We start from the raw sequence: 24,221 nt of genomic DNA on the forward strand, positions 1-24,221 counted from the left end.
GAAACAAGTATATACTGTTTTTGCTGATTCTATAAAAGAGGAATCAGACTATACCAATTTTAAGGGGAAAGCACAGCTGGTCTGTGTCGTATATACTATGTGTGGAATTGTTGGTGTTGTTGGAAACACAAATGCAACTGATATTTTGATTCAAGGGCTTGAAAAGCTCGAATACCGTGGTTATGATTCTGCGGGGATTTTTGTCCTAGGTGGTGCTGAAAACCATCTGGTCAAGGCGGTTGGTCGTATTGCAGAATTGTCTGCCAAGACAGCTGGTGTGGAGGGAACAACTGGTATCGGACATACTCGTTGGGCAACTCACGGGAAACCAACTGAGGACAATGCTCACCCACACCGCTCTGAGACAGAACGTTTTGTCTTGGTTCACAATGGGGTGATTGAAAACTACCTTGAAATCAAGGAAGAATACCTTGCAGGTCACCACTTCAAGGGGCAAACAGATACGGAAATCGCCGTTCACTTGATTGGAAAATTTGCGGAAGAAGATGGCTTGTCAGTTCTTGAAGCCTTCAAAAAAGCCCTTCATATCATCCGTGGTTCTTATGCCTTTGCCTTGGTTGACTCACAAGATCCTGAAGTCATCTACGTAGCTAAAAATAAATCACCACTTTTGATTGGTCTTGGAGAAGGCTATAACATGGTCTGCTCAGATGCTATGGCTATGATTCGTGAAACCAACCAATACATGGAAATTTATGACCAAGAGTTGGTAATCGTCAAGGCTGATAGTGTAGAAGTTCAAGACTATGATGGTAATAGTCGTGAGCGTGCTAGCTATACTGCTGAGCTTGATTTGTCAGATATCGGTAAGGGAACTTACCCTTACTACATGCTCAAGGAAATTGATGAGCAACCAACTGTTATGCGTAAACTCATCCAAGCCTACACAGATGAGGCTGGTCAAGTTGTCGTAGAACCAGCTATCATCCAGGCTGTTCAAGATGCAGACCGCATTTACATCCTTGCAGCTGGGACATCTTACCACGCAGGATTTGCTTCTAAGAAAATGTTGGAAGAATTGACTGATACACCAGTAGAACTTGGAATTTCATCTGAGTGGGGCTATGGTATGCCACTTCTCAGCAAGAAACCACTCTTCATCTTTATCAGTCAGTCTGGTGAAACAGCGGATAGCCGTCAGGTTTTGGTTAAGGCTAATGAAATGGGTATCCCAAGCTTGACAGTGACAAACGTCCCAGGTTCAACTCTTTCACGTGAAGCCAACCATACCATGCTCCTTCATGCAGGACCTGAAATTGCCGTAGCCTCAACCAAGGCTTATACAGCGCAAATCGCAGCCCTTGCCTTCCTTGCAAAATCAGTCGGAGAAGCAAATGGAAATACCAAAGCACAAGCCTTTGATTTGGTGCATGAGTTGTCAATTGTAGCTCAGTCTATCGAATCAACTCTTTCAGAGAAAGAAACCATCGAAGCCAAGGTTCGTGAGCTTCTTGAAACAACTCGCAATGCCTTTTACATCGGACGTGGTCAAGATTACTACGTAGCCATGGAAGCAAGTCTCAAACTCAAAGAGATTTCTTACATCCAGTGTGAAGGTTTTGCGGCAGGAGAACTCAAGCACGGAACCATTGCCTTGATTGAAGAAGGAACGCCTGTTTTGGCCCTCTTGTCAGATCCAGTCCTTGCCAACCACACTCGTGGAAATATCCAAGAAGTGGCAGCCCGTGGTGCCAAGGTTCTCACTATTGCAGAAGAAAATGTTGCCAAAGATACAGACGACATCGTTCTTACGACCGTCCACCCTTACCTCTCACCAATTTCAATGGTTGTGCCAACGCAATTAGTCGCTTATTTTGCAACACTCCACCGTGGCCTTGATGTGGACAAACCACGTAATCTTGCTAAATCAGTAACGGTAGAATAAGCTAAAAAAGTCTAGTTATCTAGGCTTTTTCTTGTGAGCAAATGGGTTGCTTGTACTCAAGATTCGTGTTATACTCTTCGAAAATCAAATTCAAACCACGTCAGCTTCACCTTGCCGTACTTAAGTACAGCCTGCGGCTAGCTTCCTAGTTTGCTCTTTGATTTTCATTGAGTGTTAGAATAATTTGTCAAAATGAAGGACCGAAATAGACAAGGAGAATTACTGTGGTAGAATTGGGAATTTCAACATTTGGGGAAACAACGGAGCTTGAAGGGACTGGACAGACTTACAGTCATGCCGAACGCATTCGCCAGTTGCTGGCAGAGATTGAACTGGCTGACAAGGTTGGTTTGGATGTGTATGGGATTGGTGAGCACCATCGAGCGGATTTTGCGGTATCAGCCCCAGAGATTATCCTGGCAGCTGGGGCAGTCAATACCAAGAAAATTCGTTTGACTAGTGCGGTCAGCATTCTCTCGAGCATGGATCCGATTCGTTTGTTCCAACAGTATGCCACTATTGATGCTTTGTCAAATGGACGTGCGGAGATTATGGCCGGAAGGGGTTCTTTCACGGAATCTTTTCCCTTGTTTGGCTATGATTTGAAAGACTACGAAGCTCTTTTTGATGAGAAATTAGACTTGCTTCAATTAGTCAATGAAAAGATAAAACTAGATTGGCAAGGTCGATTGACCCAAACAATCTCTGGCAAAGAAGTTTATCCTCGTCCAGTTCAGGACAAATTGCCCTTGTGGATAGCGACAGGTGGTCATGTCGAATCAACTGTGAAGATTGCTCAGGCAGGCCTACCGATTGTCTATGCCATTATTGGTGGTAATCCGCGTTATTTTAAAAAGTTGATTCAGGCTTATCGTGAGATTGGGAGCGAAGCGGGTCATGCCAGTCAGGAGCTAAAGGTCGGGGCCCATTCTTGGGGTTGGATTGCTGAAGATGGCGAGCAGGCGGTGAAAGATTATTTCCATCCAACCAAGCAAGTGGTGGATGCTATTTCCAAAGACCGTCCGCACTGGCAGGAATTGCGTTATGAGCAATATTTGGAGCAAGTTGGGCCAAATGGTGCTATGTTTGTGGGCAATCCAGATCAGGTGGCCGAAAAATTGATTCGTATGATTGAAGACTTAGGTTTGGACCGCTTCATGCTCCATCTACCGCTTGGTTCCATGCCCCATGACCAGGTTCTGAGAGCTATTGAACTATTCGGAATGCAAGTGGCACCCAAAGTACGGGAATACTTTGCCATGAAAGAGGCTTAATAAAAAATCCTAATCAGGCTGATAAAAAATCTATATAACAACTATTTTAAAAAAGCAATAAACAAAAAAGAATCTCTGAAAAGCTAGTAAAATCAAGCTTTCCAGAGATTTTTTCGTTATTGATATAAACAATATCAATCAAGTCGATAGTCAATATATATTGGGAAAAGGTCAAAAGGAGTGGTAAGATGGTTTCAATCCAAATGGAAGGAGAAAAGTATGACAAGTAAAAGAGAGCTAGTTTTTAAAGCCATCCGAGGAGAAGAGGTGGAACGAGTTCCTGTAGGCTTTTGGTTTCATTTTGTAACACTGGAGGAAAAAGGGCAAGGTTTAAATAACCCACGTATCTTTCAAAAAAGTGTAGAGGGACATCGGAAGTACGTTGAAAGAATTCATCCTGATTTTGTCAAAATGATGAGTGACGGATTTTTCATTTATCCAAGTAATGTCTACAGTCCTTTGGTTTCAAGTATTCAGGAGCTGGCTTCTATTGAGTCGATTGGTGAAAACCATCCTTGGATTCAGCAACAAGTAGAAGTGGTAGAAGCTATTCGAGCAACCTTCACTGAGGACATTGCTTCATTCTACAATATCTTTTCTCCGATTTCCTACCTGAAACGTTGGTTTCGTACAGAGACTTCTAGAGGTGATAAGGAGGTTGCTAATCTATTACTCGAAAATCCAGAGCTATTCAGGGAGATTTTAGATGTAATAGCTGAGGATATCGCAATCCTAACCAAGGCAATCATTCAGTATGGTGGAGCAGATGGGATTTACCTCAGTACACAAGAAATTCAGGATGAGCGCATCACAGCAGAATTGTATCAGACCTATATTGAGCCAAGCAACATAAAGGTTTTAGAAGCTACCAATCAGGTAGGTGGGGTAAATATCCTGCATATCTGCGGTTTCCAAGGCGCCAGTAACAATGTGACTATTTTCAAAGATTATCCAGCCCAGGTTTTCAATTGGGCAACCCACCATGAAGCAGTCAGTTTACCTCAAGGTCAGGAGCTATTTCATGGCAAAGCGGTCTTGGGTGGTTTTGAAAATGGGAAGCAGAGCCTGCTTTATGGAGGTAGCAAGGCTAAACTACAAGAGGAAACCAAACGCTTGTTGGCTGAAGCTGGGACTAGAGGAGTCCTTCTTGGAGCGGATTGCACGGTTCCAGATGACTTTGAATTAGAACGATTGGACTGGATTCGTCAGGCTGCTATTTTAGAATAGGAGGGCCTTATGAAAAGAAAAAAGTGGCTATTGGTAGGGACGGCCCTCGGCTTTGTCATCTTACTTGCGATCAGTCTTACAAAGGGACTTACTTGTAAGGAAGGGCCAAGTTGTCATGGGATTCAGGATTTTCAGAAGAGAAGTCTTCGCTTTATTCAAACCAATGATATTGCCAGTGTTTTATTAGTTGAAAAAGAAAGAAATGGAGAATAGAGATGTCAGAAAAAAGAGAATGGGTTTTAAAAGCATTTAGAGGAGAAGTGGTTGACCGTGTACCTGTAGGTTTTTGGCACCACTTTACATCAGAAGAGGAATGGTTAAAGGGATTTTCCAATCCTGTGATTATTGAAAAGAACATACAAGGTCACAAACGTTTTATCCGTGACCTACATCCAGACTTTATCAAGTTGATGAGTGATGGCTATTTTGCTTATCCAAATCCAGTTATTGCCAAAGGAAAGTCACTCCAAGAGTTGGCAGAGATTCAACCTCTGGGTGAAGATCATCCGTGGATTAGAGAGCAGGTAGAATTAGTGAAGAAGATTAAGCAGGAGTTTACGGAAGATATTGTTGCTATTTACAATATTTTTGCGCCTGTGACCTACCTCAAATGGTTACTTGGAGAAGTGTCTGGTGGAGATGATCTCATTGCAGATTTCTTAGTTCAAGATTCTCAGAAATTGAAAAAAGTCCTTGATGTGATTGCGCAAGATATCGCTAGCTTGAGTCAAGCTATTATTAAAGATGCAGGAGCAGACGGTATTTATCTCAGTGTGCAAAGTATTCAGGATGCGCGTGTTTCTGCTGAAGCCTATCAGGAGATTATTGCGCCGAGTGAACTGACTGTTTTAAAAGCGGCTAAGTCGGTTGGTGGGGTAAATATCCTTCATATCTGTGGCTATGAAGGAGCTCGAAACGATATTCATATCTTTGCCGACTATCCAGCTCATGTTTTTAACTGGGCAGTTGGTCCAGAAGGAATTAGCCTAAAAGAAGGTCGTGAGATTTTCAAGGGTCGTGCTGTTCTGGGAGGATTTGAAAACGGTGAAGATGGCCTTCTTTATCGAGGCAGTAAGGAAGAAATTCAAGCTGAAACCAAACGATTGGTAGAAGAAACAGGAAAAGAGGGCTTCATACTTGGAGCAGATTGTACCATTCCGAGTGATATTGCAGTGGAGCGTATCCAGTGGGTGAGAGAGGCATTAGATAAATAAAGGAGAAGAATATGAGTAAGAAAACATGGATTATTGGTGGAGTTGCGGTTGCGGCAGTGCTTGGAGCAACGATTATTGGTAGAACTTTGGCGGGAGCATCTGCTAAAGGTGCAGATGCAGTTTCATCTGGACAAGTAACAACTTTAAAAGTTGCCCATACTCAAAACTATGTCCCTTATGATTTTATTGACGAAAAAGGGGAATCAGATGGTTATGAAGTCGCTGTTTTAAAGGCGGTTGATGAGAAATTAGCAGATTATAAATTTGAGTATACTGGAACTAGTGATGATGATCTCTTGATTGGACTTGAGTCTGGCAAGTACGATATTGGAACTAAAGGTGCTTGGTATACAGATGAACGGGCTAAGAAATTTATTATTCCATCTGAGCCAGTAGGAGCCAGCATTATTGGTTTTACTGTTAGAAAAGAAGATGAAGCCAAATATAAGAATATTGATGATTTTGCCAAAAATAAAGGAAAATTAGTACCCATCTCTCCTCAAAATGCCCAGTGGAATGTCATCAATAGTTATAACGAGAAGCATAAGGATACACCAATTGAGTTGACAGCTGCTGAATCCTTCAAGGTGGCAGATGCTTATGCTTGGGTTTTAGAAGGACGATATGATGCCTTCTTTGATATCAAGTTATCTTTTGAAAAAGCAGTGACAGCAGAGGATGGTTCTTACCACCAATATGCGGACAAACTTAGCTGGTTCCCTTATAAAGGAATCCCAACCTATCCATTGATTCACCGTGATGAAAAGGGTGAGAAGTTTGCTAAAGAGTATGAAAAAGCTATTAAAGAATTAAAAGAAGACGGTACTTTAGCTAAGCTTTCTCAAAAATACTTTAAAGAAGACGTCTTTAGCTACGTTGATAAAGATTAGATGAACAATCAGGAATGTTATACTCTTCGAAAATCTCTTCAAACCGCGTCAACGACGCCTTGCCGTAGGTATGGTTACTGACTTCGTCAGTTCTATCCACAACCTCAAAACACTGTTTTGAGCAACCTGTGGCTAGTTTGCTTTTTGATTTTCATTGAGTATTAGAAAGAGGTTTATATGGTTTCATATGATTTTTCAAGAGTGTTCCAATTTTTACCAACCTTATGGCAGGCTCTTCCGATGACCTTGTCCATTCTCTTTTTTACTACAATCCTTGGTTCCCTTTTCGGTGGCTTACTGGCTTGGGCTCAAGTGGGAGAAGATAAGACTTTTGCAGGTCTTTCTAAGGGTTATATTTTCACTCTTCGCTGTACTCCTCCTATTGTTTTACTATTCCTTGTCTTTTATGGTTTACCTGAATTTTTAAAATGGTGGTTGAATTTAGATATCAACAACTGGTCTAAGACGGTCTTCGTCTTATTCACCATGGTCTTGCTATTTGCGGCTATCATTGCAGAAGTGTTTAAGGCTTCTTATCAGGCAATTCCCAAAGGTCAGATGGAAGCTGGAGTCAGTATTGGTCTGACCCCTAGTCAGACATTTTGGAGAATCATTTTTCCTCAGGCTTTTCAAGTGGCTCTTCCAAATATGACGACCGCTATTCTAAATTTGATGCGGGACGCTGCCCTAGCATATACGATTGGTTTTGTGGATGTCATGGGGGCTGGGAATCTCTTAATCAGTCGTAATTTGGGGAATTACTCTCTTGAAACCTATACAGCGGTTGCCATTCTTTATTGGGGTGTAGCCTTAGCTGTTTCCTTCTTGAGTCGCTTGTTAGAAAAATCTTTGGAAACGAAAGGGAGATAGGATATGGATTTAGACTATATTGCAAAAACCTTTTTAGAGACCTTAAAAGGGGTACCGACCACCTTGATTATCATGATTGTAGCCATGGTCTTAAGTTTTCTACCAGCCTTGTTTTTAGCTCTGGGACAAATATATAAAGTCAAAGGTGTTCGAACTTTCTCTCTCGTGTATCTAGCTTTTATAAGAGCAACACCTCCGATTTTGCTGATTCTTTTCTTTTATAGTTTGTTTCCGAGTTTGCTCAATCAATTTCTCAAAAGCATAGGAAGTGATGTTGATATCTTTAAACTCAATCCGATCTATTATGCTTTTATTATCTATAGTTTGATGACGACAGGTAGTTTATCAGAAATCTTACGTTCGGCTATTTTGACTGTGGATAAGGGACAATTAGAAGCTGCACAAGCGATTGGCTTAACCACTAGTCAAGCTTATGTGAGGATTATTTTTCCACAGGCCTTGCGATCAGCCCTGCCCAATCTGGCTAATCTAGTTATAAATATTGTAAAAGGAACCTCTTTGGTCTTTGTGATGACCATTAAGGATATTACAGCTATTGCCCGTGTTGAAGCATCTTATGGTTATCAGTATTTTGAATCCTATTTTGTGATCTTTTTACAGTACATTCTTATTTGCGGATTGATTCAATGGGGCTTTTCAATCTTAGAGAAACGCTATATTCGAAGAGAACAGGGACAAGTGGTGCCCCGTACAGGTTTAGCATAGGAGGAGACAATGTTACAAGTAGAACATGTTGCAAAAAAATTTGGAGACAGACAAGTCCTAGAAGATGTTAATCTCAAGGTCAACCAAGGGGATGTGGTTGTAATATTGGGGCCATCTGGATCAGGTAAAACGACTTTTCTCAGATGTCTCAATCATTTAGAAAAAGCCGATAGTGGCTCTTTGAAGCTTGCTGATAAAGAATACGATCTTGGCAAATTGACCAAAAAAGATATTTTAGAAATTCGCCAGAAGACTGCCTTTGTTTTTCAACATTATAATTTATTTGCTAATAAAACGGCCTTGGAAAATATTTTGGAGGGCTTGATTATTGCTCGGAAAATTCCTAAGGAAGAAGCAACCAAACGTGCGGAAGCTGCCTTAGAAAAAGTTGGTTTACTAGCTTATAAAGATTACTATCCCTCTCAGCTTTCTGGAGGCCAGCAACAACGAATCGGTATTGCGCGTGCCATCGCTGTGAAACCAGAGGTCATTTTATTAGATGAGCCGACATCGGCCTTGGATCCAGAGTTGGTAGGGGATGTTTTAGATGTTTTAAAACAGTTAGCTAAAGAAGGAGTTACTATGGTAGTAGTGACTCATGAGATGGGTTTTGCTAGAGATGTAGCCAATCATGTCATTTTTATGGATGGTGGGAAAATTGTTGAAGAAAATAATGCCCATGATTTCTTTAGTCGTCCAAAAGAAGAAAGAACCAAGCAATTTTTGGCACGAATACTCTCGGATGCGACCTATAGTGTGGAATATATGATTTGACAGATAGGATTATCAGGGCAAAAATCAATCCCCCGAGCGTTAAGGCTTGGGGGATTGTTCTATAGGAGGGCTGGTTTAGTTCTCTTTTTTGTTTTTTAGTAAGAAACCGAGACCTAGAAGGGCAAGGAGGCTGATTCCTGCAAATAGGAGTTTATTATCGTTTTTGGTTCCTGTATTTGGAAGTTCAGCTTGTTTAGCTAGGGGAGCAGGTGTATTATCCTTGCTAGAGTTTTCTACCGATTCGTTTTGAACTGCCTCTTTTACAGATGATGCTTGTGCTTCTTGTGCTGGTTGTTGAGCTTGTGAATCAGCTGTAGCTTGGCTAGGTTTATTTTCCGCATCAGCTACTTTTGCATCCGGTTTAGTAGAGTCAGGTTTAGTTTGTGGAGCTGGATCTTGCTGTTCGGGTTTGACTACTCGGTTTGACATATTGTCTTGGCTGTTATTTTGCCCTTGTTCTTGTTTTAAGCTAGCAAGGTCAAATTCTGGTTTTTCTTCCACAGCTGGGGCGACAATTGCACCGCCTTGAGAGACTCGAAGAACAGTAGCTGTAAGGGCATTCAATTTCAAGCCTTTTTCAGTCCATTCGAGTCCTTTCGGGTTGGTAATTCCTACTGGTCCTGCTTGGTTTTCATCTGCCAAAACTTCAGCATTTCTGAGGTGGGCAAAGGCAGTTCCCAAATTAAATTCGCGGGCTTTTTCGTCAGCATTGACAAAGACTGCATAGATGTCTCCATTTGGAGCAGTGATTTGGTAGCCAATCACTACATCCTCTTTTTCTACACCATTTTGACCTGGGACAGTGATGAGGTGGACACGGTCTTTGATATCTTGGAGACTCTTAAGTCGGAAGGCATCTGTAGATTGACGAAGGGCAATCAAACCTTTCATATAGTCACGGCTCTTGACATTTTCAGGATATGCTTTTCCATCTGTAGCCTTAGTCCAGTCAAACTTGTTAATAGCATCACTCGAATCGTAAGAGTCATGTATGAAGTAAGGATAGTCAAATGGATTGCCGTCCTTATCACGCAACAAGTGAGATTTGTTTGGAACCTTATCCTCTGCTACTGGAGTCTTGTAGGCTGGGTCACGGAATTGTTTGGTACGTCCATATTCCTGACCAGAGTGGATAAACGGAGTTCCTTGAGCTGTCAAGACCATGAGATTTCCAAGTCGCAAACGACGATGAATTTCAGCATAGTTCTCAGCCTTGCTTGGGTCTTTTTTGATAGATTGAGCGATGATGTCAAAGAGGGTCAAGTTATCATGGGCTGCGATGTATTGGATGACATCTCCAGGGCTGTCTGCTTCAAAGTTGGTTGGTTGAGCAATAAGATTTTTGAAGATAGTGTTGATATCACGCTTGCCACCTGTGATAAAGGCAGGTTGACCTTCGTTTGGATAACCAGACTTGAGGTTGTTACGGATGTCATCTGAGAAGACAGCGACAGTATCGGTATGCTTCATCCAATCTTGGTCAGCAGCTTTAGTAGGCATGTTTTCATCACCGGCATAGGTTCTCCAACCTTCGCCCAGCATGATAAGATTTGGATTGAGGGCGCGTGCAGCCTTGTAAGCTTCTTCGATAGAAGCGGCATCATGGTCTCCCATCATATCGAAACGGAAGCCATCCACTTTGTAGGTATCAACTAGATATTTGATAGAGTCAACTAGGAGTCGTTTGGTCATATGGTGGGTTGTTCCCAAGCGTCCACCACCAAAGCTAGTGCGAGGTGTACCATCAGCATCCATAAAGTGGTAGTAGTTTGGCTCTAGGTCTTCAAAGATATCGACCTTAGCTGTGTGGTTATAAACGACATCCAGGATAGCTCCCATGCCACGTTTGTGGATTTCGTTGATGAGGTTTTTAAATTCTGCGATTCGTTTTTCTGGATTCTTAGGATCGCTTGAATACATACCAGTCAAGGAGAAGTAGTTTTGAGGGTCATATCCCCAGTTGTAGTTGCTGTTGCTTGAAGCATAGTCAGACAAGCGTTCATGGTTCTTCAATTCATTGACAAAGTAGTAAGACAAGACTGGAAGGAGCTGGATGTGGGTCACACCTAAGTCTTTGAGATAGTCTAGTTTTTCAATAAAGGCTTCAAAAGTCCCAAATGGTTTGGTCAAGTCTTTTGCGATGGCGGGATCTGAAGTGAAGTCACGCACATGAGCTTCATAGATAACGGCATCTTCACGAGTCTTGAAGTTGTGAATCTTGCCATAAGTCAAGTCTTGAGGTCCGAGTTTAGCTGGATCTACAAAGGCAGCTTTAGCCACTTTATGGGCATCGTCAATCTTGGCATCGTCACTATTCCAAGCAGCGAGGGACTTAGCGTAAGGATCGAGTGCAAGAACAGTTTTACCCTGACGCTCGATTTGGTATTGATAATAGTAGCCAGTGAAATCTGTGATGCCTAGTTTGTTTGTGCTATCTAGAGTTTGTTTCCAAGTTCCTCTTTCCCCTTTTTCAAGAGCGACAGTCCCAACCACTTTGTTAGGGTCATTCTTGTCGTAGACAACAACAGAAACCTTATCAGCACTTGGTGACCAAAGGGTCAAATCAACCTGTTTTCCTTCTTCTTTGAGGTCGGCTCCAAGTTTGCCATCATAGCTGTAAGTCTCATCTTTGAGGCGCCAGCTTGTTTTGGTAGTAAATTGGTCGGAATTGTAGCTAACAGTATATGGATGTTTTGTGTCAGAGAAATCTCCGCTATAGGTCACTTTTTTACCAGCTTCATCAATTGCGACATCGGTGATAGCTACTTTGTTTCCTAGGTGATTAGTGATGTTGGAGTGCTTGAGGATATCTTCTTTTTTGGCACCGACTAGTGTTGAAAAACTACTTTCAATGCTAGAAGTTCCTACGTGTTGAGCCCCTGTCATGCGGATATCATGGACATAGTATGGATTTGTGTAAATCGATTCGTCATCGTCTTTTAGGAAAATTTGGCTATGATTTTTCAAATCTGTGAACTTATAATCTTCTTTACGGATTTTCACATCGTCTCCTTGTTTGCTTCTGTCTAGTAATAAAAATCCAAGGTCTTTAGCTGCATCTTTTAGTGGAATATCGATATAGCGACCATATTTGCCTGTGGCAGTAAAGTCTGTTCCATTAGGCCATTCACCACTACTTGGCTCCTTCACATCTCCCCAGTACCAGAGAGATTTCTTGTCATAGTTTCCGTCGGTACGGTAGTAGTTGACGCGAACAGTTCCTGCAGGTTGTGGTTCGTAAGAGAAAACCTTGTAATCTTGGTCTAACCAAGCCTCGTTCATTTTTGGAACCAGTTTTTCTGCTGATTTATCACCGGTTAGATTTTTTCCAGCTGTATTATTGATGAGGAAGCTAATTTTCTTGGCTTGTTCTCCCTTTAATTTGACATCTAGGTAGTAGCCATAGTTATCTTTTTTGGCATCCTTGAAGGACAAGGCTCCGTTAGGCCAATTTTCAGAAGGCTTTTCAACATCATCCCAAGTCCATAGTCCTTGAGCATCCTTGTTTTCTTCAGGAAGTTTTTTGACGTGGATACGGAAGTAGTTGTCTTCGATGGGCTCTTCTGCCTTAGTTTCAGTCGTTGCTGGACTAGTAGAAGTAGTCGGCTCACTTGAACGATCTTGCCCAGTTTGTGGTGCTGGATCAGTTGGGCTTGCAGCAGGAGTTGTTGGCTCTGTTGCAGGTTTTTCTTCTTTTTTCTCTAGGGAAGCGTTTGCATTGTCAGTTGAAGAAAAATCGCTTTCGTTCTTGCCAGCGATGTTCGTTGCATCAGTAAGAGGTTGGGCAAGGGCGGTAGTAGTTTCACTATTACTTGCGTTAGTGGTTGGTGTACTTTCGTTGGCTGAGATAGTTGGTGTAGCCATGGCAAGTAGGACAAGACTTGCTCCGATAAGGACAGAACCAGTTCCATTTTTGAGGGAGCGGATGCTGTAAACCATTTTTTTCTCAGTGTGAGATGGTGTTCTTTTCATAATCAATCTCCTATAAATGAATTTCTTTATCAGTATAGCACTTAGTAAAACAATATGCAAGCGTTTTCCTAAAATTAAACTAAAAGAAAAATCGCAACAAATTTTGCTACGATTCAGCCAATCTTTTTTATAGGAAAAGATTTTGTCAAAAATTCATCAATCCCCTTGAAAAATCTAGCTAGATAGGGTATAATATGAGTAATCATTTGTCGTAGGTTTTGTCTGAAATATTGTCCAGACAAGGCTCACAGCAGTTAAATCTTCTGAAAAAGTCAGATTTAGCTGCTCTTTTTGTGCTTTTTTTCAGGATTTTGTGTGTTTGTAACAGATACTTAAAGATTCTGAAAATTTATCAAGAGGACACGGTGATAAGGGTTTTTAAAACCATATGACGATTAGAAAAGCCTGATTGACAAGGCTTGGAACTTATTTATAAAGGAGAATCATCTTGGCAGGACATGACGTTCAATACGGGAAACATCGTACCCGTCGTAGTTTTTCAAGAATCAAAGAAGTTCTTGACTTACCAAATTTGATTGAAATTCAAACTGACTCATTCAAAGATTTCCTAGACCATGGTCTTAAGGAAGTGTTTGAAGATGTATTGCCAATTTCAAACTTCACAGACACAATGGAGTTGGAATTTGTTGGATATGAAATCAAGGAACCAAAATACACGCTAGAAGAGGCTCGTATCCACGATGCTAGCTACTCAGCACCAATTTTTGTAACCTTCCGCTTGATCAATAAAGAAACTGGCGAAATCAAAACTCAAGAAGTTTTCTTTGGTGATTTCCCAATCATGACAGAAATGGGTACTTTCATCATCAATGGTGGTGAACGTATCATCGTATCTCAGTTGGTCCGCTCACCAGGTGTTTACTTTAACGATAAAGTTGATAAAAATGGTAAAGTGGGCTACGGCTCAACTGTTATCCCTAACCGTGGGGCTTGGTTGGAGCTTGAAAGCGACTCAAAAGACATCGCCTACACTCGTATCGACCGTACGCGTAAGATTCCATTTACAACCTTGGTTCGTGCCCTTGGTTTTTCAGGTGATGATGAAATCTTTGATATCTTTGGTGATAGCGAATTGGTTCGCAATACTGTTGAAAAAGATATCCACAAGAACCCAATGGACTCTCGTACAGACGAAGCCTTGAAAGAAATTTACGAACGACTTCGTCCGGGTGAGCCTAAGACTGCTGAAAGCTCACGTAGCTTGCTTGTGGCTCGTTTCTTTGATCCACGTCGCTATGATCTAGCAGCAGTTGGTCGTTACAAAATCAATAAAAAACTCAATGTTAAAACACGTTTGCTCAACCAAACCATTGCAGAGCCATTGGTAGATCCTGAAACAGGAGAAATCTTGGTAGAAGCTGGAACAATCATGACTCGTAGCGTGATTGAAAGTATTGAAAGCCATTTGGATGGTGATTTGAACAAGATTGTTTACATTCCAAATGATGCAGCCGTTGTGACTGAGCCAGTTGTTCTTCAAAAATTCAAGGTTGTTGCACCAACTGATCCAGACCGCGTCGTAACTATCATCGGTAATGCTAATCCAGATGACAAGATTCGTATCGTCACTCCTGCAGATATCCTTGCTGAGATGAGCTACTTCCTCAACTTGGCTGAAGGACTTGGCCGTGTAGATGATATCGACCACCTTGGAAACCGCCGTATCCGCGCGGTTGGTGAATTGCTTGCCAACCAAGTACGCCTTGGACTTTCTCGTATGGAACGTAATGTCCGTGAACGTATGTCTGTCCAGGATAACGAAGTCTTGACACCACAACAAATTATCAATATCCGTCCTGTAACAGCTGCGGTTAAAGAATTCTTTGGTTCATCACAGTTGTCACAGTTCATGGACCAACACAACCCACTTTCTGAGTTGTCTCACAAACGCCGTTTGTCAGCCTTGGGGCCTGGTGGTTTGACACGTGACCGTGCTGGATATGAAGTACGTGACGTGCACTACACTCACTACGGTCGTATGTGTCCAATCGAGACACCTGAAGGACCTAATATCGGTTTGATCAATAACTTGTCATCTTACGGACACTTGAACAAATATGGTTTTGTTCAAACACCATACCGTAAAGTTGACCGTGAAACAGGTGTTGTTACGAACGAAATCGTTTGGTTGACAGCCGATGAAGAAGATGAATTTACTGTAGCACAGGCTAATTCTCGTCTGAATGAAGATGGAACATTTGCTGAGAAAGTTGTCATGGGTCGTCACCAAGGGGTCAACCAAGAGTATCCAGCTAATGTTGTTGACTACATGGACGTATCACCAAAACAGGTAGTTGCCGTTGCGACAGCATGTATTCCTTTCTTGGAAAACGATGACTCCAACCGTGCCCTCATGGGAGCCAACATGCAACGTCAGGCTGTACCATTGATTAATCCTAAAGCACCTTACGTTGGTACTGGTATGGAATACCAAGCAGCCCACGATTCAGGAGCTGCTGTGATTGCTCAGTATGACGGTAAAGTTACCTATGCAGATGCTGACAAGGTAGAAGTTCGTCGTGAAGATGGTTCATTGGACGTTTACCACATCCAAAAATTCCGTCGTTCAAACTCAGGTACTGCTTACAACCAACGCACTCTCGTAAAAGTTGGCGATGTCGTTGAAAAAGGCGATTTCATCGCTGACGGCCCTTCTATGGAAAATGGAGAAATGGCGCTTGGACAAAACCCAATCGTTGCCTACATGACTTGGGAAGGTTACAACTTCGAGGATGCCGTTATCATGAGCGAACGCTTGGTGAAAGATGATGTCTACACATCTGTCCACCTTGAAGAATACGAATCAGAAACGCGCGATACAAAGCTTGGGCCTGAAGAAATTACTCGCGAAATTCCAAATGTTGGGGAAGACGCTCTTAAAGACCTTGACGAAATGGGTATTATCCGTATCGGTGCTGAGGTTAAAGAAGGTGATATCCTTGTAGGTAAAGTAACACCTAAGGGTGAGAAAGACCTTTCAGCTGAAGAACGTCTCTTGCACGCTATCTTCGGAGATAAATCTCGTGAAGTGCGTGATACTTCTCTTCGTGTACCACACGGTGCTGATGGTGTCGTTCGTGATGTTAAGATCTTTACACGTGCAAATGGAGATGAATTGCAATCAGGTGTTAATATGCTGGTTCGCGTCTACATCGCTCAAAAACGTAAGATCAAGGTCGGAGATAAGATGGCCGGACGTCACGGAAATAAAGGGGTTGTCTCTCGTATCGTTCCTGTAGAAGACATGCCTTACCTTCCAGATGGAACTCCAGTCGATATCATGTTGAACCCACTTGGGGTGCCATCACGTATGAATATAGGTCAGGTTATGGAGCTCCACCTTGGTATGGCTGCTCGTACTCTTGGTATTCATATCGCAACACCAGTCTTTGACGGAGCAAGTTCTGAAGACCTTTGGTCAACTGTTAAAGAAGCTGGTATGGATAGCGATGCCAAAACGATCCTTTACGATGGACGTACTGGTGAACCATTTGATAACCGTGTTTCTGTCGGAGTCATGTACATGATCAAACTCCACCACATGGTTGATGATAAATTGCACGCGCGTTCAGTCGGACCTTACTCAACCGTTACTCAACAACCACTCGGAGGTAAAGCTCAGTTTGGTGGACAACGTTTCGGTGAGATGGAGGTTTGGGCTCTTGAAGCCTACGGTGCCTCAAATGTCCTTCAAGAAATCTTGACTTACAAGTCTGACGATATCAACGGACGTTTGAAAGCTTATGAAGCTATTACAAAAGGAAAACCAATTCCAAAACCAGGTGTTCCAGAATCCTTCCGAGTTCTTGTCAAAGAATTGCAATCTCTTGGTCTTGACATGCGAGTCCTTGACGAAGATGATCAAGAAGTGGAACTTCGTGACTTGGATGAAGGAATGGACGAAGATGTCATCCACGTAGATGACCTTGAAAAAGCCCGCGAAAAAGCAGCACAAGAGGCTAAAGCAGCCTTTGAAGCTGAAGAAGCTGAGAAAGCAACAAAAGCGGAAGCAACAGAAGAAACTGCTGAATAAGAATAAGCAGTTCACTTAGAATAGAAAGGGAAGAAATAGTGGTTGATGTAAATCGTTTTAAAAGTATGCAAATCACCCTAGCTTCTCCAAGCAAAGTCCGTTCATGGTCTTATGGAGAAGTCAAAAAACCTGAAACAATCAATTACCGTACCTTGAAACCAGAACGTGAAGGACTATTTGATGAAGTTATCTTTGGTCCTACAAAAGACTGGGAATGTGCTTGTGGTAAGTACAAACGCATTCGTTACAGAGGAATTGTTTGTGACCGTTGTGGGGTTGAAGTAACGCGTACAAAAGTTCGTCGTGAGCGTATGGGGCACATTGAGTTGAAAGCTCCTGTATCTCACATCTGGTACTTCAAGGGGATTCCAAGCCGTATGGGCTTGACCCTTGATATGAGCCCTCGTGCCCTCGAGGAAGTTATCTACTTTGCAGCTTATGTGGTGATTGATCCTAAGGATACACCACTTGAGCACAAGTCTATCATGACAGAGCGCGAATACCGTGAGCGCTTGCGTGAGTATGGTTATGGATCATTCGTTGCCAAGATGGGTGCCGAAGCTATCCAAGACCTTCTAAAACAAGTAGATCTTGAAAAAGAAATTGCTGAACTCAAAGAAGAGTTGAAAACAGCTACTGGACAAAAACGTGTCAAAGCTATCCGTCGTTTGGATGTTTTGGATGCCTTTTACAAGTCTGGAAACAAACCTGAATGGATGATTCTCAACATTCTTCCGGTTATTCCACCAGATCTTCGTCCAATGTTGCAGTTGGATGGTGGCCGTTTTGCCTCATCTGACTTGAATGACCTTTACCGCCGTGTTATCAACCGTAACAACCGTTTGGCTCGTTTGCTTGAGTTGAATGCACCAGGTATCATCGTTCAAAATGAGAAGCGTATGCTTCAAGAAGCGGTTGACGCTTTGATTGACAATGGTCGTCGTGGTCGTCCAATCACAGGACCAGGTAGCCGTCCACTGAAATCATTGAGCCACATGCTTAAAGGTAAACAAGGACGCTTCCGTCAAAACTTGCTCGGTAAACGTGTTGACTTCTCAGGACGTTCCGTTATCGCCGTTGGTCCAACGCTTAAGATGTACCAATGTGGTGTGCCACGTGAAATGGCGATCGAGCTCTTTAAGCCATTCGTGATGCGTGAAATCGTTGCACGTGATATCGTGCAAAACGTTAAAGCTGCTAAACGCTTGGTGGAACGTGGAGACGAACGCATCTGGGATATCCTTGAAGAAGTGATCAAAGAACACCCAGTGCTTTTGAACCGCGCACCGACCCTTCACCGTTTAGGTATCCAAGCCTTCGAGCCAGTCTTAATTGATGGTAAGGCCCTTCGCTTGCACCCGCTTGTCTGTGAAGCCTACAATGCCGACTTTGACGGGGACCAAATGGCCATCCACGTACCGCTTTCAGAAGAAGCCCAAGCAGAAGCTCGTATCTTGATGCTAGCTGCTGAGCACATCTTGAACCCGAAAGATGGTAAACCAGTTGTTACTCCATCTCAGGACATGGTTTTGGGTAACTACTACTTGACAATGGAAGAAGCTGGTCGTGAAGGTGAAGGAATGGTCTTCAAAGACCGTGACGAAGCTGTTATGGCTTACCGTAATGGTTATGTTCACCTTCACTCACGTGTTGGTATCGCAACAGACAGCCTCAACAAGCCTTGGACAGAAGAGCAAAAACACAAGGTCTTGCTTACAACTGTTGGTAAAATCCTCTTCAACGACATCATGCCAGAGGGTCTACCATACTTGCAAGAACCAAACAATGCCAACTTGACAGAAGGCGTTCCAGCTAAATACTTCTTGCCACTTGGTGGAGATATCAAGGAAGCAATCAGCAAACTTGAGCTCAACCCTCCATTCAAGAAGAAAAACCTTGGAAATATCATCGCTGAAATCTTCAAACGTTTCCGTACGACAGAAACTTCTGCCCTACTTGACCGTATGAAGAACCTCGGTTACCACCACTCAACTCTTGCAGGATTGACAGTGGGTATTGCCGATATCCCAGTCGTTGATGACAAGGCTGAAATCATTGAAGAATCACACAAACGTGTAGAACAAATCACAAAACAATTCCGTCGTGGTATGATCACAGACGACGAGCGATACAATGCCGTTACAGCTGAATGGCGTGCTGCCCGTGAAAAACTTGAGAAACGTTTGATTGCCAACCAAGATCCTAAGAATCCAATCGTTATGATGATGGATTCTGGAGCCCGTGGTAACATCTCAAACTTCTCACAGCTTGCCGGTATGCGTGGTCTGATGGCGGCTCCGAACGGACGTATCATGGAATTGCCAATCCTTTCAAACTTCCGCGAAGGTTTGTCAGTACTCGAAATGTTCTTCTCCACTCACGGTGCTCGTAAAGGTATGACCGATACGGCCCTTAAGACAGCCGACTCAGGTTACTTGACTCGTCGTTTGGTTGACGTTGCCCAAGACGTTATCATCCGTGAGGACGATTGTGGAACTGACCGTGGTCTCTTGATCCGCTCTATCGCAGAAGGAAAAGAGATGATTGAGTCTCTAGAAGAACGTCTCAACGGTCGTTACACTAAGAAAACTGTTAAACATCCAGAAACTGGTGCAGTGATTATCGGTCCAAATGAGTTGATTACAGAAGACAAGGCGCGTGAAATTGTCAATGCTGGTGTGGAAGAAGTGACTATCCGTTCCGTGTTTACATGTAACACTCGTCACGGTGTCTGCCGTCACTGTTATGGTATTAACTTGGCGACTGGTGATGCGGTTGAAGTTGGTGAAGCAGTTGGTACAATCGCTGCCCAATCTATCGGGGAACCTGGTACACAGCTTACAATGCGTACCTTCCACACGGGTGGGGTTGCCTCAAATACCGATATCACTCAGGGTCTTCCTCGTGTCCAAGAAATCTTTGAAGCCCGCAATCCTAAAGGGGAAGCGGTTATCACAGAGGTTAAAGGACAAGTTACAGCTATCGAAGAAGATGCATCAACTCGTACTAAGAAAGTCTTTGTTAAGGGTGAAACTGGCGAAGGTGAATACGTCGTTCCATTTACAGCTCGTATGCGTGTCGAAGTTGGGGACCAAGTAGCGCGTGGTGCTGCTCTTACAGAAGGTTCTATCCAACCAAAACGTCTCCTTGCAGTTCGCGATGTCTTGTCAGTTGAAACTTACCTTCTCGGTGAAGTACAAAAAGTTTACCGTAGCCAAGGGGTAGAAATCGGTGACAAACACATCGAGGTAATGGTTCGTCAAATGATCCGTAAAGTCCGTGTCATGGATCCAGGTGACACAGATCTTCTCATGGGTACCCTCATGGATATCAATGACTTTACAGATGCCAACAAAGATGTCCTTATCGCAGGTGGAGTTCCAGCGACAGGTCGCCCAGTTCTTATGGGAATTACCAAAGCCTCACTTGAAACAAATAGTTTCTTGTCAGCGGCTTCCTTCCAGGAAACAACTCGTGTCCTTACAGATGCAGCTATCCGCGGTAAGAAAGACCATCTCCTTGGACTTAAAGAAAATGTTATCATCGGTAAGATCATCCCAGCAGGTACTGGTATGGCCCGTTACCGTAACCTTGAACCACATGCTGTCAACGAAGAAGAATACCTTAATCCTCCAGTAGAGGAAGAAGGAAATGAAGAAACAACAGAAGTAGTTGTGGATGCTGCCGTTGAAACTGTGGAAGAAACAGTAGAATAAAAGAGAATGAGAGAGCCCTCGGGGTCTCTCATTTTTCTGAAAACTTTCTCCATTTTTCCATGAAATGTGGTAAAATAATACTCAATGAAAATCAAAGAGCAAACTAGGAAACTAGCCGCAGGTTGCTCAAAGCACTGCTTTGAGGTTGTGGATAGAACTGACGAAGTCAGTAACCATACCTACGGCAAGGCGACGTTGACGTGGTTTGAAGAGATTTTCGAAGAGTATAAAAGAAAGAAGCTGACAAAGGAGACAAGTATGGAACAAACATTTTTTATCATTAAACCAGATGGTGTAAAAAGAGGATTAGTGGGTGAGGTGTTGAAACGCATCGAACAACGTGGATTGACAATCGAAAAATTGGAGTTGCGTTCAAAGATTTCAGAAGAGTTAATTGACCAGCACTATCAGGACTTGGTTGGTCAAGGTTTTTACCCACCGATTCGTGAATTTATGACTTCAGGACCGGTTCTTGTAGGTATCATTTCTGGTCCCAAAGTAATCGAAACTTGGCGGACTATGATGGGTGCGACTCGTCCAGAAGAAGCTTTACCAGGAACGATTCGAGGTGATTTTGCAAAAGCTGCTAGTGAAAATCAACCTATCCAAAATGTTGTACATGGTTCAGATTCAGAAGAGTCAGCTAAGCGAGAAATTGCTCTTTGGTTTGACGGAAAGTAGTAAAAGTTTGATGTAAGGGTTACTTGCATCAAACTTTTTTGCATTTTAGAGTAGAAAACTGACAGTTGAGAAATATTCTAGCAATGATGAGAATTTCTAGCTTATAATAAGAGCAAGTAAGGGAGGAAGAATGATGGAAAAAATGAAAAAGCAAATTCGTGTTTTGTTATTGCTGACGTTTTTTGGTCTTAGTAGCTGTTCTTGTTTAAGTTTATCGACTTGGGCTTTGATGTTAAATCAAAACTGCTTCTATTATTTAGTTGGCATGTTGCTCCTTGCCAGTATTGGTGCAGGGCTAAACTACTATAGTGGACAGCGAAATCAATCTTATTCAGTTTTTAAGGAAGATAAGCAACAATTCTTGTATAGTCTCTTGCTCTTAGTAAACATTTTGGGTTTAGCTTTAATTGTCATAGACCATATCCTTGCAGGAAATACATCCGTAGAAGGGTTTGTGGAAGCCTTTCTACCAAGTTTCTTTTTCTTATTTGGTATTGATTTGTTAGTTTTTCTACCGATTCAGAAGTATGTAAATGGATTGAAAAAGATTTTGGGTAAGAAGGAAATCTGTTTTATTAGTGGACTAGCTATTCTAATCTTTCTCAGAAATCCTTGGATGCTATTATCCATGACCTTTTATATTACCTTAGGAATGCTATTTCTAGGACTGTTGGTGCCAAAAGTCATTCGCTGGGAAGTTTCGTTTTACAGCCATTTGATGAGAGATATCTTATTAGTTGTCTTTTTACTGTTTCTATTTTAAAATCAAAACAAGAACTGACCGAAGTTTTTACAATTCATAATATGAAATTCACAGATAATATCTCGACAAAGAACAACTTTTTGGTATAATAGAAACATGTACACTAAAAACGAAGAAGAGTTACAGTCCTTAGGTGAACGTTTGGGCTATTTATTAGAAAAGAATGATGTTTTAATTTTAACTGGCGAACTTGGAGCAGGCAAAACGACCTTTACAAAAGGTCTTGCTAGGGGATTACAGATTTCTCAGATGATTAAGAGTCCAACCTACACTATCGTAAGAGAGTATGAAGGTCGTCTTCCGCTTTACCACCTAGATGTTTATCGTATTGAGGGAGATGCGGATTCTATTGATTTGGATGAGTTTCTCTTTGGTGGTGGGGTAACTGTCATCGAGTGGGGACATCTTTTAGGTGATGCCTTGCCAGATACTTATTTAGAATTGGAAATTCTAAAAGAAGAAGACGGTCGCAGATTACATTTCCAAGCAAAGGGTTTGCGTGCAGAAAAACTCTTAGAGGAGCTTCAACATGGAGTATGAATTGCTCATTAGAGAAGCAGAACCTAGTGATGCGGCTGAATTAGTGACATTTTTAAATCGTGTCAGTGTAGAAACAGATTTTACCAGTCTGGACAGGAATGGCATTTTGATGACAGATACTGAGATGGAGTTGTTTTTGGATAAACAGGCTCATTCAGAAAATCAAATTACTTTACTGGCCTTGCTGAATGATGAAATTGCTGGTCTTGTAAATATCACAGCTGATCAACGCAAGAGAGTTCGTCATATTGGAGATCTCTTTATTGTGATTGGTCAGAAGTATTGGAATAATGGACTGGGAAGTTTGTTACTTGAAGAAGTCGTAGAATGGGCACAGGCTAGTGGCATTCTTCGTCGACTTCAACTCACTGTCCAAACTCGTAATCAAGCTGCAGTTTATCTATATCAAAAACATGGCTTTGTCATTGAAGGTAGACAAGAGCGCGGTGCGTACATAGAAGAAGGGGAATTTATCGATGTTTACCTGATGGGTAGGCTGATAGATTAATAGAAATATGGTTAAAAAAATTATTGGAATGGTGCTAGCTTTTCTAGCTGTGACGGTTTTGGGTGTGGGTGTTTTTGCTTATACTATTTATCAGCAAGGTACACAAACCTTATCAAAAACCTATAAAAAAATTGGAGAAGAAACCAATGTTATTGAGGCGACTGAACCATTAACGATTCTTTTGATGGGGGTTGATACTGGAAACGTGGAACGAACGGACCCTTGGGAGGGAAATAGTGATTCCATGATTCTTTTGACAGTTAATCCGCACACGAAAAAGACCATGATGTTGAGTTTGGAACGTGATATCCTGACTAAAATTCAGCATAAAGATGGCCAGATTGAGGAAGCGAAGTTAAACGCTGCCTATGCTGGTGGTGGTGCAGAGTTAGCTATTTCAACCATTCAAAAGATGATGAATATCCATATCGATCGCTACATTATGGTTAATATGCAAGGATTGCAACAATTGGTAGATGCAGTGGGGGGGATTACGGTTAATAATACACTAGGTTTCCCAATTTCTATCAGTGACCAAGAAGAATTTAACACCATTTCTATTGGTGTTGGAGAGCAGACAATAAATGGAGAAGAAGCCCTTGTTTATTCCCGTATGCGCTATCAGGATCCTGAAGGAGACTATGGTCGTCAAAAGAGACAACGTGAAGTTATTCAAAAGGTTGTCGAAAAAGTTCTTAGTTTGAATAGTGTCAGTCACTACCAATCTATTTTAAAAGCCCTAAGTACTAATATGCAAACCAACATTGATTTATCTGCAAAAAGTATTCCAAGCTTGTTGGGCTATAAAGATTCATTTAAAACCATTGAATCACAACAGTTGAAGGGTGAGGGAGAGATGTTGCAAGGTATTTCTTACCAGATTGTTTCGAGAGAGCATATGTTGGAAATGCAGAATATATTGCGACGTTCTTTAGGACAAGAAGAAGTCACTCAGCTGGAAACAAATGTTGTCTTATTTGAAGATTTGTTTGGACGGGTGCCTGTTGGTGATGGGGAGAATCAACAACAAGGTGTCTTTGTAACAAATGAAGTAGAATAGTTCGTTTTTTAATACAAATAAAAAATTAATCGTGGGAAATTTCCTG

At 42.1% G+C, this 24,221-nt stretch carries 17 protein-coding genes; 16 read left to right on the plus strand and 1 reads right to left on the minus strand.

Going from position 1 to position 24,221, the window contains the following annotated elements; translation table 11 throughout:
* The first annotated feature begins 97 nt into the window (after positions 1 to 97).
* From glmS to ACLNCP_RS03960, 9 genes are all read left to right on the plus strand, one after another.
* Positions 98 to 1,906, plus strand: a complete 1,809-nt coding sequence (gene glmS, locus ACLNCP_RS03920; protein ID WP_084930175.1) for a glutamine--fructose-6-phosphate transaminase (isomerizing) — start codon at positions 98 to 100, stop codon at positions 1,904 to 1,906.
* Positions 1,907 to 2,130: 224 nt separating this feature from the next.
* Positions 2,131 to 3,180 carry an LLM class flavin-dependent oxidoreductase gene (locus ACLNCP_RS03925; protein ID WP_023946748.1) on the plus strand — a complete coding sequence of 350 codons (1,050 nt, stop codon included), beginning with the start codon at positions 2,131 to 2,133 and terminating at the stop codon, positions 3,178 to 3,180.
* A 219-nt stretch (positions 3,181 to 3,399) separates the two neighbouring features.
* On the plus strand, positions 3,400 to 4,407 hold the full coding sequence (locus ACLNCP_RS03930; protein WP_080983295.1) for a uroporphyrinogen decarboxylase family protein: 1,008 nt from the start codon (positions 3,400 to 3,402) through the stop codon (positions 4,405 to 4,407).
* A 9-nt stretch (positions 4,408 to 4,416) separates the two neighbouring features.
* Positions 4,417 to 4,620 (plus strand): hypothetical protein, encoded by a 204-nt coding sequence (locus ACLNCP_RS03935; protein WP_084947831.1) that lies wholly within the window; start codon positions 4,417 to 4,419, stop codon positions 4,618 to 4,620.
* Positions 4,621 to 4,622: 2 nt separating this feature from the next.
* Positions 4,623 to 5,621, plus strand: a complete 999-nt coding sequence (locus ACLNCP_RS03940; RefSeq protein WP_049499508.1) for a uroporphyrinogen decarboxylase family protein — start codon at positions 4,623 to 4,625, stop codon at positions 5,619 to 5,621.
* Between the two features lie 11 nt (positions 5,622 to 5,632).
* Entirely contained in the window at positions 5,633 to 6,511 is an 879-nt protein-coding gene (locus tag ACLNCP_RS03945) for a transporter substrate-binding domain-containing protein (RefSeq protein WP_023946740.1), read from the plus strand.
* A 177-nt stretch (positions 6,512 to 6,688) separates the two neighbouring features.
* Entirely contained in the window at positions 6,689 to 7,381 is a 693-nt protein-coding gene (locus ACLNCP_RS03950) for an amino acid ABC transporter permease (protein WP_004256697.1), read from the plus strand.
* 3 nt (positions 7,382 to 7,384) lie between these two features.
* Positions 7,385 to 8,107 carry an amino acid ABC transporter permease gene (locus tag ACLNCP_RS03955; protein WP_033686286.1) on the plus strand — a complete coding sequence of 241 codons (723 nt, stop codon included), beginning with the start codon at positions 7,385 to 7,387 and terminating at the stop codon, positions 8,105 to 8,107.
* 9 nt (positions 8,108 to 8,116) lie between these two features.
* Entirely contained in the window at positions 8,117 to 8,881 is a 765-nt protein-coding gene (locus tag ACLNCP_RS03960; RefSeq protein ID WP_004256702.1) for an amino acid ABC transporter ATP-binding protein, read from the plus strand.
* A gap of 75 nt (positions 8,882 to 8,956) precedes the next feature.
* Here the strand turns inward: ACLNCP_RS03960 and ACLNCP_RS03965 are convergent, their stop codons facing one another.
* Entirely contained in the window at positions 8,957 to 12,853 is a 3,897-nt protein-coding gene (locus ACLNCP_RS03965) for a pullulanase (RefSeq protein WP_424844056.1), read from the minus strand.
* Between the two features lie 448 nt (positions 12,854 to 13,301).
* Here ACLNCP_RS03965 and rpoB point away from each other — a divergent pair, with 448 nt between their 5' ends.
* From rpoB to lytR, 7 genes are all read left to right on the plus strand, one after another.
* On the plus strand, positions 13,302 to 16,907 hold the full coding sequence (rpoB, locus tag ACLNCP_RS03970) for a DNA-directed RNA polymerase subunit beta (RefSeq protein WP_424844057.1): 3,606 nt from the start codon (positions 13,302 to 13,304) through the stop codon (positions 16,905 to 16,907).
* A 38-nt stretch (positions 16,908 to 16,945) separates the two neighbouring features.
* Positions 16,946 to 20,623 (plus strand): DNA-directed RNA polymerase subunit beta', encoded by a 3,678-nt coding sequence (rpoC, locus tag ACLNCP_RS03975; protein ID WP_424844058.1) that lies wholly within the window; start codon positions 16,946 to 16,948, stop codon positions 20,621 to 20,623.
* A gap of 258 nt (positions 20,624 to 20,881) precedes the next feature.
* The gene (gene ndk / locus ACLNCP_RS03980; protein ID WP_060628748.1) at positions 20,882 to 21,304 is read left to right on the plus strand and encodes a nucleoside-diphosphate kinase; all 423 of its coding nucleotides are present in this window, start codon (positions 20,882 to 20,884) and stop codon (positions 21,302 to 21,304) included.
* A 130-nt stretch (positions 21,305 to 21,434) separates the two neighbouring features.
* The gene (locus ACLNCP_RS03985) at positions 21,435 to 22,067 is read left to right on the plus strand and encodes a competence protein (RefSeq protein ID WP_424844059.1); all 633 of its coding nucleotides are present in this window, start codon (positions 21,435 to 21,437) and stop codon (positions 22,065 to 22,067) included.
* Positions 22,068 to 22,163: 96 nt separating this feature from the next.
* Positions 22,164 to 22,607 carry a tRNA (adenosine(37)-N6)-threonylcarbamoyltransferase complex ATPase subunit type 1 TsaE gene (gene tsaE / locus ACLNCP_RS03990; RefSeq protein WP_153199811.1) on the plus strand — a complete coding sequence of 148 codons (444 nt, stop codon included), beginning with the start codon at positions 22,164 to 22,166 and terminating at the stop codon, positions 22,605 to 22,607.
* Complete coding sequence (locus ACLNCP_RS03995) at positions 22,597 to 23,115, plus strand: N-acetyltransferase family protein (RefSeq protein ID WP_424844060.1); 519 nt, start codon at positions 22,597 to 22,599, stop codon at positions 23,113 to 23,115. The genes tsaE and ACLNCP_RS03995 overlap by 11 nt, the downstream gene beginning before the upstream one ends.
* 7 nt (positions 23,116 to 23,122) lie before the next feature.
* A complete protein-coding gene (gene lytR / locus ACLNCP_RS04000) occupies positions 23,123 to 24,175 on the plus strand; it encodes a glycopolymer--peptidoglycan transferase LytR (RefSeq protein WP_060627458.1) in 1,053 nt (350 codons plus the stop codon).
* Positions 24,176 to 24,221 lie beyond the last annotated feature (46 nt).

This window comes from Streptococcus sp. CL6.35, from assembly GCF_049737915.1.
Taxonomy (GTDB): Bacteria; Bacillota; Bacilli; order Lactobacillales; family Streptococcaceae; genus Streptococcus.

Excerpts from the sequence above, each read along its gene's own strand:
- glmS (WP_084930175.1), top strand. The coding sequence starts at position 98 with ATGTGTGGAATTGTTGGTGTTGTTGGAAACACAAATGCAACTGATATT.
- ACLNCP_RS03930 (WP_080983295.1), top strand. The coding sequence starts at position 3,400 with ATGACAAGTAAAAGAGAGCTAGTTTTTAAAGCCATCCGAGGAGAAGAG.
- ACLNCP_RS03935 (WP_084947831.1), top strand. The coding sequence starts at position 4,417 with ATGAAAAGAAAAAAGTGGCTATTGGTAGGGACGGCCCTCGGCTTTGTC.
- ACLNCP_RS03940 (WP_049499508.1), top strand. The coding sequence starts at position 4,623 with ATGTCAGAAAAAAGAGAATGGGTTTTAAAAGCATTTAGAGGAGAAGTG.
- ACLNCP_RS03945 (WP_023946740.1), top strand. The coding sequence starts at position 5,633 with ATGAGTAAGAAAACATGGATTATTGGTGGAGTTGCGGTTGCGGCAGTG.
- ACLNCP_RS03950 (WP_004256697.1), top strand. The coding sequence starts at position 6,689 with ATGGTTTCATATGATTTTTCAAGAGTGTTCCAATTTTTACCAACCTTA.
- ACLNCP_RS03955 (WP_033686286.1), top strand. The coding sequence starts at position 7,385 with ATGGATTTAGACTATATTGCAAAAACCTTTTTAGAGACCTTAAAAGGG.
- ACLNCP_RS03960 (WP_004256702.1), top strand. The coding sequence starts at position 8,117 with ATGTTACAAGTAGAACATGTTGCAAAAAAATTTGGAGACAGACAAGTC.
- ACLNCP_RS03965 (WP_424844056.1), bottom strand. The coding sequence starts at position 12,853 with ATGAAAAGAACACCATCTCACACTGAGAAAAAAATGGTTTACAGCATC.
- ndk (WP_060628748.1), top strand. The coding sequence starts at position 20,882 with ATGGAACAAACATTTTTTATCATTAAACCAGATGGTGTAAAAAGAGGA.
- ACLNCP_RS03985 (WP_424844059.1), top strand. The coding sequence starts at position 21,435 with ATGATGGAAAAAATGAAAAAGCAAATTCGTGTTTTGTTATTGCTGACG.
- tsaE (WP_153199811.1), top strand. The coding sequence starts at position 22,164 with ATGTACACTAAAAACGAAGAAGAGTTACAGTCCTTAGGTGAACGTTTG.
- ACLNCP_RS03995 (WP_424844060.1), top strand. The coding sequence starts at position 22,597 with ATGGAGTATGAATTGCTCATTAGAGAAGCAGAACCTAGTGATGCGGCT.
- lytR (WP_060627458.1), top strand. The coding sequence starts at position 23,123 with ATGGTTAAAAAAATTATTGGAATGGTGCTAGCTTTTCTAGCTGTGACG.